This window comes from Streptomyces sp. JNUCC 64, from assembly GCF_054484115.1.
This window is the reverse complement of record NZ_CM137015.1, coordinates 6,468,205-6,483,594: the sequence shown is the minus strand read 5'-3', so window position 1 is coordinate 6,483,594 and position 15,390 is coordinate 6,468,205. Positions and strand designations below refer to the sequence as shown.

Annotated in this window: 19 protein-coding genes; 1 reads left to right on the top strand and 18 read right to left on the bottom strand. The window is 74.1% G+C overall.

Going from position 1 to position 15,390, the window contains the following annotated elements; genetic code table 11:
* Positions 1–114: 114 nt before the first annotated feature.
* The 10 genes from ACVWNX_RS26725 to hisI all read right to left on the bottom strand — a co-directional run bounded on the left by ACVWNX_RS26725 (position 115) and on the right by hisI (position 8,080).
* Entirely contained in the window at positions 115–894 is a 780-nt protein-coding gene (locus tag ACVWNX_RS26725; protein WP_454410625.1) for a DsbA family protein, read from the bottom strand.
* Positions 895–1,038: 144 nt separating this feature from the next.
* Positions 1,039–1,836 (bottom strand): tryptophan synthase subunit alpha, encoded by a 798-nt coding sequence (trpA, locus tag ACVWNX_RS26720; protein ID WP_454414949.1) that lies wholly within the window; start codon positions 1,834–1,836, stop codon positions 1,039–1,041.
* A 59-nt stretch (positions 1,837–1,895) separates the two neighbouring features.
* A complete protein-coding gene (trpB, locus tag ACVWNX_RS26715) occupies positions 1,896–3,182 on the bottom strand; it encodes a tryptophan synthase subunit beta (protein ID WP_454410624.1) in 1,287 nt (428 codons plus the stop codon).
* Positions 3,183–3,292: 110 nt separating this feature from the next.
* Complete coding sequence (gene trpM, locus ACVWNX_RS26710) at positions 3,293–3,493, bottom strand: tryptophan biosynthesis modulator TrpM (RefSeq protein WP_454410623.1); 201 nt, start codon at positions 3,491–3,493, stop codon at positions 3,293–3,295.
* Between the two features lie 8 nt (positions 3,494–3,501).
* The gene (gene trpC, locus ACVWNX_RS26705; protein ID WP_454410621.1) at positions 3,502–4,311 is read right to left on the bottom strand and encodes an indole-3-glycerol phosphate synthase TrpC; all 810 of its coding nucleotides are present in this window, start codon (positions 4,309–4,311) and stop codon (positions 3,502–3,504) included.
* 154 nt (positions 4,312–4,465) lie between these two features.
* Positions 4,466–4,909: a DUF2752 domain-containing protein gene (locus ACVWNX_RS26700; protein WP_454410619.1), complete on the bottom strand. Its 444-nt coding sequence runs from the start codon at positions 4,907–4,909 to the stop codon at positions 4,466–4,468.
* 173 nt (positions 4,910–5,082) lie between these two features.
* The gene (locus ACVWNX_RS26695) at positions 5,083–5,304 is read right to left on the bottom strand and encodes an HGxxPAAW family protein (RefSeq protein ID WP_454410617.1); all 222 of its coding nucleotides are present in this window, start codon (positions 5,302–5,304) and stop codon (positions 5,083–5,085) included.
* Between the two features lie 172 nt (positions 5,305–5,476).
* Positions 5,477–6,130: a TIGR02234 family membrane protein gene (locus ACVWNX_RS26690; RefSeq protein WP_454410616.1), complete on the bottom strand. Its 654-nt coding sequence runs from the start codon at positions 6,128–6,130 to the stop codon at positions 5,477–5,479.
* Between the two features lie 67 nt (positions 6,131–6,197).
* Positions 6,198–7,700, bottom strand: a complete 1,503-nt coding sequence (locus ACVWNX_RS26685; RefSeq protein WP_454410614.1) for an anthranilate synthase component I — start codon at positions 7,698–7,700, stop codon at positions 6,198–6,200.
* Between the two features lie 11 nt (positions 7,701–7,711).
* The gene (gene hisI, locus ACVWNX_RS26680; RefSeq protein ID WP_454410613.1) at positions 7,712–8,080 is read right to left on the bottom strand and encodes a phosphoribosyl-AMP cyclohydrolase; all 369 of its coding nucleotides are present in this window, start codon (positions 8,078–8,080) and stop codon (positions 7,712–7,714) included.
* Positions 8,081–8,412: 332 nt separating this feature from the next.
* On the opposite strand from hisI, the gene ACVWNX_RS26675 reads away from it, so the two are divergent.
* On the top strand, positions 8,413–9,045 hold the full coding sequence (locus ACVWNX_RS26675; protein WP_454410611.1) for a TIGR03085 family metal-binding protein: 633 nt from the start codon (positions 8,413–8,415) through the stop codon (positions 9,043–9,045).
* Between the two features lie 48 nt (positions 9,046–9,093).
* Here ACVWNX_RS26675 and hisF read toward each other — a convergent pair whose 3' ends face one another.
* The 8 genes from hisF to hisD are packed head-to-tail and all read right to left on the bottom strand — an operon-like array spanning position 9,094 to position 14,820.
* Positions 9,094–9,849 carry an imidazole glycerol phosphate synthase subunit HisF gene (gene hisF / locus ACVWNX_RS26670; protein WP_454410610.1) on the bottom strand — a complete coding sequence of 252 codons (756 nt, stop codon included), beginning with the start codon at positions 9,847–9,849 and terminating at the stop codon, positions 9,094–9,096.
* Positions 9,846–10,241 (bottom strand): RidA family protein, encoded by a 396-nt coding sequence (locus tag ACVWNX_RS26665; protein ID WP_454410609.1) that lies wholly within the window; start codon positions 10,239–10,241, stop codon positions 9,846–9,848. The genes hisF and ACVWNX_RS26665 overlap by 4 nt, the downstream gene beginning before the upstream one ends.
* Positions 10,238–10,966: a bifunctional 1-(5-phosphoribosyl)-5-((5-phosphoribosylamino)methylideneamino)imidazole-4-carboxamide isomerase/phosphoribosylanthranilate isomerase PriA gene (gene priA / locus ACVWNX_RS26660; protein WP_454410608.1), complete on the bottom strand. Its 729-nt coding sequence runs from the start codon at positions 10,964–10,966 to the stop codon at positions 10,238–10,240. Before priA ends, ACVWNX_RS26665 begins: the two co-directional genes overlap by 4 nt.
* Entirely contained in the window at positions 10,963–11,607 is a 645-nt protein-coding gene (gene hisH, locus ACVWNX_RS26655; protein ID WP_454410607.1) for an imidazole glycerol phosphate synthase subunit HisH, read from the bottom strand. The genes priA and hisH overlap by 4 nt, the downstream gene beginning before the upstream one ends.
* Positions 11,608–11,615: 8 nt before the next feature.
* On the bottom strand, positions 11,616–11,780 hold the full coding sequence (locus ACVWNX_RS26650) for a hypothetical protein (RefSeq protein WP_454410605.1): 165 nt from the start codon (positions 11,778–11,780) through the stop codon (positions 11,616–11,618).
* 3 nt (positions 11,781–11,783) lie between these two features.
* Positions 11,784–12,386, bottom strand: coding sequence for an imidazoleglycerol-phosphate dehydratase HisB (hisB, locus tag ACVWNX_RS26645; RefSeq protein WP_454410604.1), 603 nt, complete (start codon positions 12,384–12,386; stop codon positions 11,784–11,786).
* Entirely contained in the window at positions 12,383–13,519 is a 1,137-nt protein-coding gene (locus ACVWNX_RS26640; protein WP_454410602.1) for a histidinol-phosphate transaminase, read from the bottom strand. The genes hisB and ACVWNX_RS26640 overlap by 4 nt, the downstream gene beginning before the upstream one ends.
* Positions 13,495–14,820, bottom strand: coding sequence for a histidinol dehydrogenase (gene hisD, locus ACVWNX_RS26635; protein ID WP_454410601.1), 1,326 nt, complete (start codon positions 14,818–14,820; stop codon positions 13,495–13,497). Before hisD ends, ACVWNX_RS26640 begins: the two co-directional genes overlap by 25 nt.
* Positions 14,821–15,390 lie beyond the last annotated feature (570 nt).

Genomic DNA, 15,390 nt, shown 5'->3' with positions numbered 1-15,390 from the left:
CTGCGCGACGGCCGATCAGGCAACCGGCCCCGGACACGTCTGGGTAACGGGCCCCGCCGCCGGGGGGCGGGGCGCCATCTTCCACCGGCCCCCCGGGGCCCGCCGACGGTGGGATCACGCCTGGTCGGCGGCCTCGACCAGCTGCTTCAGCTTGGCGGGGGTCAGCGGGTTGGACTGGTCCCCGTAGACGTCCTTGCCGTTGAGCAGGACGGTCGGGGTGCCCCGCAGCCCGGCCTTCTGGAACGCCTCGTTGGACTTGGCGACCCAGCTGTTGTGCGTCCCGTCGTCCACGCAGCCCCGGAAGGCGTCCGTGGTGAGGCCGTCCACCTTGCCCGCGAGGTCGACGAGCTTGGCGTCGTCGGCGAAGGCGTCGTCCGTCTCGGCGGGCTGGTTCTCGAAGAGGACGTCGTGGTACTCGGGGAACTTCCCGGCCTCCTGGGCGCAGGCGGCGGCGTTCGCCGCGTTCAGCGAGCCGCTGCCGCCCATGTTGCCGTCGATGAGGGTCGCGAAGCGGTACTCGACCTTGAGCTTGCCGCTGTCGGTCAGCTCGTGGACGGTCGACCGGTAGGTGTCCTCGAAGATCTTGCAGACGGGGCAGCGGAAGTCCTCCCAGATCGTGAGGGTGGACTTGGCGCTCTCCTCGCCGACCGGGATGACCAGCCCGTCCTTGCCGGTGGCTCCCTTGGGGACGACGACGGGACCCGAGGTGTCCCCTCCGCCGCCGCCCGAGTTGGCGGCGATCACCCCGATCACGGTGGCGAGGCCGAGGACCCCGACGACGGCACTGCTGACGATCAGGGTCCGGCGGCGCCGCTCGCGGGCCTTCTCACGCTCGCGCTCGACCGCCAGCCGTTCACGGGCGGTGCGCTTTCCCTCACGGTTCTTGTCACTCACACCCGGCAAACGACACAGCGGGCCCGCCGTCCCCACCACGCCGGAGGACCATCCCTTCGGGTGACGGACCGGGCCGGGACTCCGGGCGGGGAGGTCCCGGACGTCCGGGGCGGGCGGTGGCCGCGCGCCCCGGACGGAAGGGGATCAGCCCCGGCGGCGGACGCCCTCGGCCAGCTCCCCGGCGAGCTCGCGCACGGCGGCGACGCCCTCGGCGGGACCGTCGGCGTCCAGCATCCGCTTGACGAACGCCGAGCCGACGATCACCCCGTCGGCGAAGCCCGCCACCTCGGCGGCCTGCCGGGCGTCGGAGACGCCGAGCCCCACGCACACCGGCAGGCCGGTGGTGGCGCGGGTGCGCCGCACCAGGTCCCGGGCCTGCTCGCCGACCGACTCCCGGGTGCCGGTGACCCCCATCAGGGAGGCGGCGTAGACGAACCCGGAACCGGCCGCCGTGATCTCGGCGAGCCGGGCGTCCTTGCTGCTGGGCGCCACGACGAACACGGTGACCAGCCCGTGCTTGTCGGCGTTCTCCCGCCACAGGGCGGACTCCTGGACCGGCAGGTCCGGCAGGATGCAGCCCGCGCCGCCCGCCTCGGCGAGTTCGGCGGTGAAGCGCTCGACGCCGTAGCGGTCGATGGGGTTCCAGTAGGTCATCACCAGGACCGGCTTGCCGGTGGCGAGGAACGCCTCCCGGACGGTGCGCATCACGTCCGCGATCCGCACCCCGCCGCGCAGCGCGATGTCGTCGGCGGTCTGGATGACCGGGCCGTCGAGGACCGGGTCGCTGTGCGGCAGCCCGACCTCCACCACGTCGGCCCCGCCCTCGAAGACGGCCTTGACGGCGTCGATGCCGCCGTCCACGGTCGGGAACCCGGCCGGGAGGTAGGCGATGAGGGCGGCACGGTCCTCGGCACGGGCCGTGGCGAGGGTCTCGCCCAGCAGCCGTCCCTGGCCGCCGAGGTGCGCGGTCGCCGGGGCGCCGCCGGTGCTGGTCGTGGCGGTCACTTCGCGTCCCCCTGGATCTCGGCGGCCCCGCCGTCGGTGTCCGCCTCGACGGCGGCGTCGGTGTCGTACAGCCCGAAGTAGCGGGCGGCGGTGTCCATGTCCTTGTCGCCGCGTCCGGAGAGGTTCACCAGGACGAGCCCGTCCGGGCCCAGCTCCCGGCCCACCTCCAGGGCGCCCGCCAGCGCGTGCGCGCTCTCGATGGCGGGGATGATGCCCTCGGTGCGGGAGAGCAGCCGCAGGGCGTCCATCGCGGCGGCGTCGGTGACCGCGCGGTACTCGCCGCGTCCGCTGTCCTTCAGATAGGCGTGCTCGGGGCCGATGCCCGGGTAGTCGAGACCCGCCGAGATGGAGTACGGCTCGGTGATCTGACCCTCGTCGTCCTGGAGGACGTAGGAGCGGGAGCCGTGCAGGATGCCCGGCTCGCCCTCGGTGAGGGTCGCCGCGTGCTCCCCGGTCTCGACGCCGTGTCCGCCCGGTTCGCAGCCGATCAGCCGCACCCCGGCGTCCGGGACGAAGGCGTGGAACAGCCCGATGGCGTTGGAGCCGCCGCCGACGCAGGCCACCGCCGCGTCGGGGAGCCGTCCGGCCCGCTCCAGGATCTGGCGGCGGGCCTCCACCCCGATGACCCGGTGGAAGTCGCGCACCATGGCCGGGAACGGGTGGGGACCCGCGACCGTGCCGAACAGGTAGTGGGTGCGGTCCACGTTGGCGACCCAGTCGCGGAACGCCTCGTTGATGGCGTCCTTGAGGGTGCGGGAGCCGGACTTCACGGCGATGACCTCGGCGCCCAGCATCCGCATCCGGGCGACGTTCAGCGCCTGGCGCTGGGTGTCGATCTCGCCCATGTAGATGGTGCACTCCAGGCCGAAGAGCGCGCAGGCGGTGGCGGTGGCGACGCCGTGCTGTCCGGCGCCGGTCTCCGCGATCACGCGGGTCTTGCCCATCCGCCGGGTGAGCAGGGCCTGGCCCAGCACGTTGTTGATCTTGTGCGAGCCGGTGTGGTTGAGGTCCTCGCGCTTGAGGAACACCCGGGCGCCCCCGGCGTGTTCCGCGAACCGGGGCACCTCGGTCAGGGCGCTGGGACGCCCGGTGTAGTGGACGAGGAGGTCGTCCAGCTCGGCGGCGAAGGCGGGGTCCGCCTTGGCCTTGTCGTATTCGACGGCGACCTCGTCGACGGCCGCCACCAGGGCCTCGGGAATGAACTTCCCGCCGTACGCCCCGAAGTAGCCCTCGGCGCTCGGCACGGCGCCGTCGGGGTCGGGAACGAAGAACTCACTGGGCATGTCTGTCTTCCTCACGGGCCGCACGGCCCCGGGATCTCGGTCCAACGATGACCAACACCTGGTGAGGACGGCGAGCGGGACCCCGTGGTGCCCCGAGCGGTGACCGTGCGTCAGACCGCTCGGGTCAACACGCCGGGCGCGTCCGTGGACGCCCCGGTTCCCGTGCCGCCCGGGGCGCGCCATCGCATGCCGTTGACCTGGCCCGGCTCGTCACCGATGACGTACCGCACCCGGCGCCCCCGGACCCGGCGCGCGGGCGCGCGGCAGCCGCGCGGCTTGCAGCCGCGGGCGAGTCGGGAGGCGATGGGCACGGCGGTCGTCAGCTCCGGCCGTGGCGCAGCGCGGGGTGGGCGCCCGCGGCCACCAGGTCGGCCACCGCGGTCTTGGGGTCCTTGCCGGTCACCAGGGACTCGCCGACCAGTACGGCGTCGGCCCCGGCGTTGGCGTAGGCGATGAGGTCGTGGGGTCCGCGGACGCCCGATTCGGCGATCTTGACGATGCCGTCGGGGATCTCCGGCGCGACGCGCTCGAAGGTGCCCCGGTCGACCTCCAGGGTCTTGAGGTTGCGGGCGTTGACGCCGATGATCCGGGCGCCCGCGTCGACGGCGCGGTCGACCTCGTCCTCGTCGTGGACCTCCACCAGCGGGGTGAGCCCGATGGACTCGGCGCGCTCGATCAGCGACACCAGGGCGGGCTGGTCGAGGGCGGCGACGATCAGCAGGGCGAGGTCGGCGCCGTGGGCGCGGGCCTCCCAGAGCTGGTACGAGGTGACGATGAAGTCCTTGCGCAGGACCGGGATGTCCACCCGGGCGCGCACCGCCTCCAGGTCCGCGAGGGAGCCGCCGAAGCGGCGCTGCTCGGTGAGGACGGAGATGACGGCGGCGCCGCCGTCCTGGTAGTCGGAGGCGAGACCGGCCGGGTCGGCGATGGCGGCGAGCGCGCCCTTGGAGGGGCTGGAGCGCTTCACCTCGCAGATCACCTGGACGCCCTCGCCACGGAGCGCGGCGACGCCGTCCCGGGCGGCGGGGGCCTTCGCCGCACGCTCCTTGAGTTCGTCGAGGCCGACCCGGGCCTGCCTCTCCGCGAGGTCGGCACGGACTCCGTCGATGATCTCGTCGAGCACACTCACGCGAGCGGTCCCCTTCCCTGACGGTGGACGTGTCGGGCTGTGGTTCCGGACGGCCGGCGGGCCGTTCGGATGGTCACTGCGATGGTATCCGCAGGACGGCGGCGGGTCCGCATCCGGTGTCCGGCGGTCCCACTACCTGGACGTTCTTCGGTGATCAAGGTCTCAGCCAGCCACCGAACGGCAGATTCCGGACAATGCTGAACAGGGCCAGCAAGGTGCCCGCCGCCCAGAGCGCGGCGGGCGGCACCGCGAGGGAGAGCGGGCGTCCCCGGGCCGCGTTCAGCGTCCACCAGGTCCAGCCGACGGCGAAGAGCGCGTAACCGACGACGGCGGGGGCGTTGGCGGCCAGGGCGGCGGCCAGGTCCCCGTGGACGACGGCGTGGGCGCTGCGCAGTCCGCCGCAGCCCGGGCAGTACAGACCGGTGAGCGCCAGCAGCGGGCAGCCCGGGTAGTGGCCGGGTTCGTTGGGGTCGACGGTGCCCACGTAGGCGAAGGCCCCGGCCACCGCGGCGAGGACGCCCAGCGGGGCGAGGAGCCGCCGTGGAGCGCCGTGGCGGTGCGGGGCGGTGGCCCTGGCCTGCTCGGGTTCGGCGGTCACCCGTGCATTCTGCCCGCCGGGCCCGGTCCGCGCGCGGCGGCGCCCGGGGGGCGCGGCGGCCTCCCCACCAGAACGCGCGGGATGGGTCCGGACGTGCGGAAGGCGGGCCCCGGTGTGGTCACCCGGCCCGCCTCTCCCCCGGACGCGTCGCGCGGGCACTCCCCGCGAACGGCTCAGCTCTCGGGGCTCAGGATGTCCCGGGGCCGCTTCTGCCCCATCCCGGCCAGGCTCATGGCGCCGCCGACGATCGGGGAGATCGCGAGGATGACCATGCCGATCCAGAACCCGGTGGTGTTCGCCATGACCATGAAGGCGCCCGCGACGCAGAAGCCCACGAAGGCGATGATGACGCTGGTCCAGGCGGCCGGGGTGTGACCGTGGCTGCTGCCCGACATGACTTGCTCCTCGTTGCTGAAAGGCGGCTGTGTGCGGCCGTGTCCGTGTGGTGAGCCGGGGCTCGTGGTCATTGTTCCGCACCGGCGGCCACCGTGTGCGCGCGGGGTGCGCGGTGGGTCGCCGCCGTCCGGGTGACGTCCCGTCCGGGCGGGACGGCGGCCGGACGGTCCGTCAGTCCGGGGTGCCGGGGGTCCCGGTGGGGTCCTCGCCCCGGTCGAGCGCCTTCCACAGGTCCTCGGGCCGGTCGGGGTCGACGACGGGGGCGCGGCGGCGGCGCGGGGTGCCGTCCCGCTCGTAGCGGCCGGACATGGCGGGCCAGAGCCGTCCGTAGCGCAGCGCGAGGAGGCCCGCGAGGAGGATCAGCAGTCCTCCGGTGGCGGCGACGTACGGCCAGCCGCTGTGGGTGAGGGCGTCGACGGTGGCGGCGGTGTCGCCGGAGACCTCGGCGGCCCGGTCGTCCAGGGCGGCGCTGTCGTCCGCGCCCAGGACGGCGGCGACGACGGTGCCCGCGCCGCAGAGGGCGAGCAGCGCGGCGACGGCGGTCCGTCCGGCCCGGCGCACCGCGAAGACGGCGACCAGGGCGGCGAGGCCGACGACGGCGAGGGCGGCGGGGACGCCGGTCACGTCGCTGCCCTTGGCGGTCAGCGGGAAGTCACCGCCGGGAACGGTGGCCGTGCCCTCGATCCAGCCCTGGCGGCTGGCGAGCAGCGCGATGGCGGCCCCGGCGGCGCCCAGCAGGAGGGCGACGGCCAGGGAGCGGAGCCCGGCCCGGGCGGACGGTCGTTCGGTGCCCCCTCGGGGCTGCGGTACGGCGGCGGTAGTCACTCCCCCACTATCCCCTGCCGGGCGCGTCCGTCCGACCCGGGGGTCCGGGCCGGACGGACGCGGCGGATCAGTCCCGGGGCGCGGCGGGCGCGGTCAGGCGGTTGGCCGTGTGGACGGCGCGGAGCACGGCGGCGGCCTTGTTGCGGCACTCCTGGTCCTCCATGACCGGGTCCGAGTCGGCGACGACCCCGGCTCCGGCCTGGACGTAGGCGGTGCCGTCGCGCAGCAGCGCGGTGCGGATGGCGATGGCGGTGTCGGAGTCCCCGGCGAAGTCGAGGTAGCCGACGCAGCCGCCGTAGAGCCCCCGGCGGGAGGGCTCCAGCTCGTCGATGATCTGCATGGCGCGCGGCTTGGGCGCCCCGGAGAGGGTCCCGGCGGGGAAGCAGGCGGTGAGCACGTCGTAGGCGGTGCGGCCGGGGGCGACCCGGCCGGTCACCGTGGAGACGATGTGCATGACGTGCGAGTAGCGCTCGACGGACATGAAGTCGACGACCTCGACGGAGCCGGGCTCGCAGACCCGGCCGAGGTCGTTGCGGCCGAGGTCCACCAGCATCAGGTGCTCGGCGCGTTCCTTGGGGTCGGCGAGGAGTTCGTCGGCGAGGGCCTGGTCCTCCTGCGGGGTGGCGCCGCGCGGCCGGGTGCCCGCGATGGGGTGCAGCAGCGCGTGCCCGTCCTCGATCTTGACGAGGGCCTCGGGCGAGGAGCCGACGACGTCGAAGCCCTCGAAGCGGATGAGGTACATGTACGGGGACGGGTTGGTGGCCCGCAGCACCCGGTAGACGTCGAGGGCGCTGGCCTCGCAGGGGGTCTCGAACCGCTGGGAGGGCACCACCTGGAACGCCTCGCCCGCGCGGATGCGCTCCTTCACGTCCTCCACGGCGGCCTGGTAGTCGGTGCCGCCCCACAGGGCGGTGAACTCGGGCAGCTCGGAGGGCGGCAGCAGGGCCGGGGGCTGGGCGACGGGCCGGGAGAGGTCGGCCTCCATCGCGTCCAGCCGGGCGGTGGCGTCGGCCCACGCCTCGTCGACCCCGGTGTCGAGGTCGTTGTGGTTGATGGCGTTGGCGATCAGCCGGACGGTGCCGTTCCAGTGGTCGAGGACGGCGAGGTCGGAGGTGAGCAGCATGGTCAGCTCGGGGAGGCGGAGGTCGTCCCGCTCGCCGGGGCCGATCCGCTCCAGCCGCCGGACCACGTCGTAGCCGAGGTAGCCGACCATGCCGCCGGTGAAGGGCGGCATCCCGGCGGTGAGGTCCCGGGGGGTGTGCAGCGTCTCGACGGTGGCGCGGAGCGCGGCGAGCGGGTCGCCGTCGGTGGGGACGCCGACGGGCGGGGTGCCCAGCCAGTGGGCCTGGCCGTCGCGCTCGGTGAGGGTGGCCGCGCTGCGGACCCCCACGAAGGAGTAGCGGGACCAGGAGCGGCCGTTCTCGGCGGACTCCAGGAGGAAGGTGCCCGGCCGCTCGGCGGCGAGCTTGCGGTAGAGGCCGACGGGGGTGTCGCCGTCCGCGAGGAGGGTGCGGCTGACGGGGACGACGCGGCGGTCGGCGGCGAGCTTGCGGAAGGTCTCCAGGTCCATGCCGGGTGACCCTACTGGCCCAGCGGGAGGTCGCCCGCGTCGAAGCAGGTGCGGTCTCCGGTGTGACAGGCGGCGCCCACCTGGTCGACCTTGACGAGCAGGGTGTCCGCGTCGCAGTCGAGGGCGACGGACTTGACGTGCTGGACGTGCCCGGAGGTGTCGCCCTTGACCCAGTACTCGCGGCGGCTGCGGGACCAGTAGGTGCAGCGGCCGGTGGTGAGCGTGCGGTGCAGCGCCTCGTCGTCCATCCAGCCGAGCATCAGCACCTCGCCGGTGTCGTACTGCTGGGCGATGGCGGGCACGAGGCCGTCCGGGGTGCGCTTGAGGCGGGCGGCGATCTCGGGGGCGAGGCCGCCGGGCTCACGGGGCGTGCTGGTCATGTGCCCATTGTGCGGCACCCGGGTGACCGGGTGGGGCGCCCGTCCGGTCGCTGGACGCGTTCGGGGGGCGCGCGGGGGCGGAGGGGGACGCGGACCGTTTCCGCTCCGGGGCGGCGGGTGGGCGGCGGCCGTCCTCCGCGGAGGGGGCGGGCGCGGCTGCCCCCTCCCGGGCCCGGGAGGGACGGCGGGGGCCGTTCCCGGGGGCGGGCCCGGTGGTGCGGTCGCCGTCCCCGCTCACGGGGCCGGTGGGCGCGGGCGCGGGCCGTCGGGGGCGTCAGCAGCGCGGCGGCCGTCCCGTGGCGGGGCCGGGGCGGTCGCCGTACCCTGGCCGCATGTCGACCCATGCCGCTCGTGAACGACTGCTCCTGGCCGATCTGTTGGAGTCGGCGGGGCCGGACGCGCCGACGCTCTGCGAGGGGTGGCTGACCCGGGACCTGGCGGCGCACGTGGTGGTGCGCGAGCGCCGGGCGGACGCGCTGGGCCTGGTCTTCAAGCCGCTGGCGGAGCGGCTGGAGCGGGCGCGCGAGGAGTTCGCGGCGAAGCCGTACGAGGAGCTGCTCCAGCTGATCCGGTCGGGTCCGCCGACGTACTCGCCGTTCGCGTTGAAGCAGGTGGACGAGGCGGCGAACGTGGTGGAGTTCTACGTCCACACCGAGGACGTGCGCCGGGCCCGGCCGGGGTGGACGCCCCGGCCGGTGGATCCAGTGCTCGGGGACGCGCTGTGGCGGCGGCTGGAGCGGACGGCCCGGCTGCTGGGGCGGAAGTTCCCGGTGGGGGTGGTGCTGCGGCGCCCGGACGGTCAGACGGTGGTGTCCCACCGGGGCGCGCCGGTGGTGACGGTCACGGGCGAGCCGGGCGAGCTGCTGATGTTCGCGTTCGGCCGCCAGGACGCCGCCACGGTGGTGCTGGAGGGCGACCCGGAGGCCGTGGAGCGGCTGCACGGGGCCCGGCAGCTGGGGATCTGAGTCCCGCCCACCGGGCCTGGGGGGTGTCCGACAGACACCCCCCAGTGCTCAGCGGACCGGGTGTCCGGCGTCCCGCAGGGCCTGCTTGACCTCGCCGATCCGCAGGTCGCCGAAGTGGAACACGGAGGCGGCCAGGACCGCGTCGGCGCCCGCCCCGATCGCGGGCGGGAAGTCCGCGAGGCGTCCGGCGCCGCCGGAGGCGATGACCGGGACCGTGACGTGGCGGCGGACCGCGGCGATCATCTCCAGGTCGTAGCCGTCCTTGGTGCCGTCGGCGTCCATGGAGTTGAGCAGGATCTCCCCGGCGCCCAGGTCGGCGGCGCGGTGGGCCCATTCGACGGCGTCGAGGCCGGTGCCCCTGCGACCGCCGTGGGTGGTGACCTCGAAGGTGCCCTCCGGGGTGCGGCGGGCGTCCACGGAGAGCACCAGGACCTGGCGGCCGAAGCGCTCGGCGATCTCCCGGATGAGGTCCGGGCGGGCGATGGCGGCGGTGTTGACGCCGACCTTGTCGGCCCCGGCCCGCAGCAGCTTGTCGACGTCCTCGGCGGTGCGCACCCCGCCGCCGACGGTGAGCGGGATGAACACCTGTTCGGCGGTGCGGCGCACCACGTCGTAGGTGGTCTCCCGGTTGCCGGAGGAGGCGGTGATGTCGAGGAAGGTGAGTTCGTCGGCGCCCTCGGCGTCGTACACCTTGGCCATTTCGACGGGGTCGCCCGCGTCCCTCAGGTTCTGGAAGTTGACGCCCTTGACGACCCGGCCGCCGTCCACGTCCAGGCAGGGGATCACGCGTACCGCGAGGGTCATGCCGTCTCCCCCCGGTACGCCTCGACCTCGACCTCGACCACGAGCCGGGGGTCGACCAGTCCGGAGACGACGACCATGGTGGCGGCGGGGCGGACCGCGTCGAACAGCTCCTTGTGGGCGCGGCCGACCTCCTCCGCGTCCCGGGCGTGGGTGAGGTACATCCGGGTGCGCACCACGTGCTCGGGGCCCAGGCCGAGCTGCGCCAGCCCGGCGAAGGCGACCCGGAAGGAGTTCAGGGCCTGCTCGTGGGGGCCGCCGTCGGCGATCGCGCCGTCCACCACGGAGGTGCAGCCGGAGACCAGCACCAGGCCGGTCGGCAGCTCCACCGCGCGGGAGTAGCCGAACCGCTCCTCCCAGGGGGCGCCGGTCACCACCTTGCGCACGCCGGTCATGCGGACGCCACCGCTTCCAGGGCCTCCTCCAGGGTGAACGCCTTGGCGTAGAGGGCCTTGCCGACGATGGAGCCCTCGACGCCCTCGGGGACCAGGGCGGCGATGGCCCGCAGGTCGTCCAGGGAGGAGACGCCGCCGGAGGCGACGACCGGGCGGTCGGTGGCGGCGCAGACGTTGCGCAGCAGTTCCAGGTTGGGGCCCTGGAGGGTGCCGTCCTTGGCGATGTCGGTGACGACGTAGCGGGCGCAGCCCTCGGTGTCGAGGCGGGCGAGGGTCTCGTAGAGGTCGCCGCCGTCGCGGGTCCAGCCCCGGCCGCGCAGGGTGGTGCCGCGGACGTCGAGGCCGACGGCGATCTTGTCGCCGTGCTCGGCGATGACCTTGGCGACCCATTCGGGGGTCTCCAGGGCGGCGGTGCCCAGGTTGACGCGGGTGCAGCCGGTGGCGAGGGCGGCGGCCAGGGAGGCGTCGTCGCGGATGCCGCCGGACAGCTCGACCTTGATGTCCATGGCCCGGGCGACCTCGGCGATCAGTTCCCGGTTGTCGCCGGTGCCGAAGGCGGCGTCGAGGTCGACCAGGTGCAGCCACTCGGCGCCCGCCCGCTGCCAGGTGAGGGCCGCCTCCAGCGGGGAGCCGTAGGAGGTCTCCGTGCCGGACTCGCCGTGCACCAGCCGGACGGCCTGGCCGTCGCGGACGTCGACGGCGGGGAGGAGTTCAAGCGTGCTCACAGGGTTCCGATCCAGTTGGTGAGGAGCTGGGCTCCGGCGTCGCCGGACTTCTCGGGGTGGAACTGGGTGGCCCAGAGCGCGCCGTTCTCGACGGCGGCCACGAAGGGCTTCCCGTGGGTGGACCAGCTGACGGCCGGGGCCGTCATCGCCGGGTTGGTGATCTCCAGGGTCCAGTCGTGGACGGCGTAGGAGTGCACGAAGTAGTAGCGGGCGTCGTCGTCGAGGCCCGCGAAGAGCCGGGAGCCGGGGGCCGCGTCGACGGTGTTCCAGCCCATGTGGGGGACGACGTCGGCCTGGAGGGGGGCGACGGTGCCGGGCCACTGGTCGAGGCCGTCGGTGCGCTCGCCGTGCTCGATGCCCTCGGCGAACAGGATCTGCATCCCCACGCAGATGCCGAGGACGGGACGGCCGCCGGAGAGCCTGCGGTCGACGATCCAGTGGCCGCGGGCCCGGGTGAGGCCGTCCATGCAGGCGGCGAAGGCGCCGACGCCGGGGACGAGCAGGCCGTCCGCGTTCATGGCGCGGTCGTAGTCGCGGGTGATCTCGACGTCGGCGCCGACCCGGGCGAGGGCCCGTTCGGCGGAGCGGACGTTGCCGAAGCCGTAGTCGAAGACGACGACCTTCTTGCCGGGGGAACTCACGTGGGCCCTCAGTTCCAGTAGTCGAGCCGCAGGACGCCCGCCAGCAGACACATGGCGGCGCCGATGGAGAGCAGCGTGAGCAGGTTCTTGGACAGGCCCTGCTTGGCGAACGAGATGATCCCGCCGACCAGGAAGAGCCCGACGAAGATGAGGATCGTGGACAGACCGTTCATGGCTTACAGGGCGCCCTTCGTGGACGGGAGGATGCCCTCCGCGCGCGGGTCCCGCTCGCTCGCGTAGCGCAGGGCGCGGGCGAGGGCCTTGAACTGGCACTCCACGATGTGGTGGGCGTTGCGTCCGTAGGGCACGTGGACGTGCAGCGCGATCTGCGCCTGGGCGACGAACGACTCCAGGATGTGCCGCGTCATGGTGGTGTCGTAGCTGCCGATCATCGGCGCGATGTTCCCGGGCTCGGTGTGCACCAGGTAGGGGCGGCCGGAGAGGTCGACGGTGACCTGGGCGAGGGACTCGTCCAGGGGGACCGTGCAGTTGCCGAAGCGGTAGATGCCGACCTTGTCGCCGAGGGCCTGCTTGAAGGCGGCGCCCAGGGCGAGGGCGGTGTCCTCGATGGTGTGGTGGGTGTCGATGTGGAGGTCGCCCTCGGTGCGGACGGTGAGGTCGAACAGTCCGTGGCGGCCGAGCTGGTCGAGCATGTGGTCGTAGAAGCCGACCCCGGTGGACACGTCGGTCTTCCCGGTGCCGTCCAGGTCGATCTCGACGAGGACGGAGGTCTCCTTGGTGGTGCGTTCCACCCTGCCGGTGCGTGCCTGGTGGGTCATGCGCTGAGCTCCTTCTTGACGTCACGGACCGCGTCGAGGAACGCGTCGTTCTCTTCGGGGGTGCCCACGGAGACCCGCAGGTGGCCCGGGACGCCGTTGTCACGGACGAGGACGCCCCGGTCCAGGATGCGCCGCCACACGTCGTGGGTGGCGCCCGGCCCGTCGAAGCGGCCGAACTGGACGAAGTTGGCGTCGGAGACGGTGACCTCGTAGTCGAGGGCACGCAGTTCGGTGACCAGCCGGTCGCGTTCGGACTTCAGCTGGTCGACGTAGCCGAGCAGGGTGTCGGTGTGCTCCAGGGCGGCGAGCGCGGTGGCCTGGGTGACGGCCGACAGGTGGTAGGGCAGCCGGACCAGCTGGACGGCGTCGACCACGGCCGGGTCGGCGGCGAGGTAGCCGAGGCGCAGCCCGGCGGCGCCGAACGCCTTGGACATGGTCCGGGAGAGCACCAGGTTCGGACGGCCGTCGAGCAGCGGCAGCAGCGAGTCGCCGTGGCTGAACTCGATGTACGCCTCGTCCACGATCACCAGGGACGGCCGGGCGGCCTGGGCGGCCTCGTAGAGGGCGAGGACGGTCTCGGCGGGGACGGCGTTGCCGGTGGGGTTGTTGGGGCTGGTGATGAACACCACGTGCGGGCGGTGCTCGGTGACGGCCCGGACGGCGGCCTCGGTGTCGATGGTGAAGTCGGCCCGGCGGGGGCCGTCGACCCAGGTGGTCCCGGTGCCCCGGGAGATCAGCGGGTGCATCGAGTAGGAGGGCTCGAAGCCGATCGCGGTGCGGCCGGGGCCGCCGAAGGTCTGCAGGAGCTGCTGGATGACCTCGTTGGAGCCGTTGGCCGCCCAGACCTGCTCCCGGGTGACCGGGTGGCCGCCGGTGCGGGTGAGGTAGCGGGCCAGCTCGGTGCGCAGCTCGACGGCGTCCCGGTCGGGGTAGCGGTTGAGGTGCCGGGCGGCCTCGCGGACGCGCTCGGCGATCCGCTCGACCAGGGCGTCGGGCAGCGGGTACGGGTTCTCGTTGGTGTTCAGCCGGACCGGGACGTCGAGCTGGGGCGCCCCGTAGGGGGACTTGCCGCGCAGTTCGTCCCGGATGGGCAGGTCGTCGATGCGGGTCACTTGCTCTGGGGAACCTTCCATCCGAACCGGGCCTTGACCGCCGCGCCGTGCGCGGGGAGGTCCTCCGCCTCCGCGAGGGTCACCACGTGGTGGGCGACGTCGGCGAGCGCCTCGCGGGTGTAGTCCACGATGTGGATGCCGCGCAGGAACGACTGCACGGAGAGCCCGGAGGAGTGGCAGGCGCAGCCGCCGGTGGGCAGCACGTGGTTGGAGCCCGCGCAGTAGTCGCCGAGGGAGACGGGGGCCCAGGGGCCGACGAAGACCGCGCCCGCGTTCCTGACCCGGTCCGCGACGGCGGCGGCGTCGGCGGTCTGGATCTCCAGGTGCTCGGCGCCGTAGGCGTCGACGACCCGCAGGCCCTCCTCGACGCCGTCCACCAGGACGATCGCGGACTGCCGTCCGGAGAGGGCGGGCAGGATCCGGTCCTCGACGTGCTTGGTGGCCGCGACCTGGGGCTCCAGTTCCCGGGCGACGGCGTCCGCCAGCTCCGGGGAGTCGGTGACCAGGACCGCGGCGGCCAGCGGGTCGTGCTCGGCCTGGCTGATCAGGTCGGCGGCGATGTGGACCGGGTCGGCGGTGGCGTCGGCGAGGACGGCGATCTCGGTGGGTCCGGCCTCGGCGTCGATGCCGATCCGGCCGGTGAAGTAGCGCTTGGCGGCGGCGACCCAGATGTTGCCGGGGCCGGTGACCATGGCGGCGGGCGGGCAGGACTCGGTGCCGTAGGCGAACATGGCGACGGCCTGGGCGCCGCCGACCGCGTACACCTCGTCCACGCCGAGCAGGGCGCAGGCGGCGAGGATGGTGGGGTGCGGCAGTCCGCCGTGCTCGCGCTGCGGCGGGGAGGCCAGCGCCAGCGAGGGCACGCCCGCCTCCTGCGCCGGGACGACGTTCATGACCACGGAGGACGGGTACACGGAGCGGCCGCCGGGGGCGTAGAGCCCGACGCGGTCGACGGGCACCCACTTCTCGGTGACGGTGCCGCCGGGCACGACCTGGGTGGTGTGGGTGGTGCGGCGCTGGGCGCGGTGGACCAGCCGGGCGCGGCGGATCGACTCCTCCAGACCCGCCCGCACGGCGGGGTCGAGGGCGTCGAGGGCCTCGGTGAGCGCCTCGGCGGGCACCCGGACCCGGTCGAGGGTGACCCCGTCGAACCGCTTCGCCAGGTCGATCAGCGCCGCGTCGCCCCGATGATGCACGTCCTCGCAGAGGGGGCGCACCTTCTCCAGGGCGGCCTCGACGTCGAAGTCGGCACGGGGCAGCAGGTCGCGCAGGGCGCCACCCTCGGGGAGGGCGTCGCCGCGCAGATCGATTCGGGAGATCACGGGCTCAATTCTCGCAGACGCCCCAGGCGCACCGGGCTGGCGTATCAATGACTGATACGGCGCCCGGCGGGCCGGTGCGGCGCGCCCGGGGAACGCCCGGCGCGCCGGGGCGTCCGGTGCGCGACGCGCGGTGCGCACACTCCCAATCCACCTCACCGTCCGTGTTCACATCGTCACACAACGGGTATGAACGACTGTACGAGCCACCGGGGCGGGTGGGCCGCGCGGGATCGAGGGGATCACCCACCCGGAACGGAACGGCCCGGGCGCCCCGAGCGGCGCGCGATCACGGGGACCGGCGGGCCGGCCACGGCGCCGGGACCGGTCGCCGGAGCCCGGAACCGTCACCCCGGGTGACCCCTCGCCGGCCCACGGGCCGGCGCGCGCGGCACCGAAGGCACCGGCGGCACCGGACGGCCCAAGGAGGAGACGTGGTGGGCGGCAGTGACACGGATACGGACACGGATCACGGGGATCGCACCGAGCGCGCGGACCACGGAGGCCATGGGGGCCATGGGGGCCATGGGGGTCACGAAGACCACGAGGACGACACCGTGACCCGGACCGGGG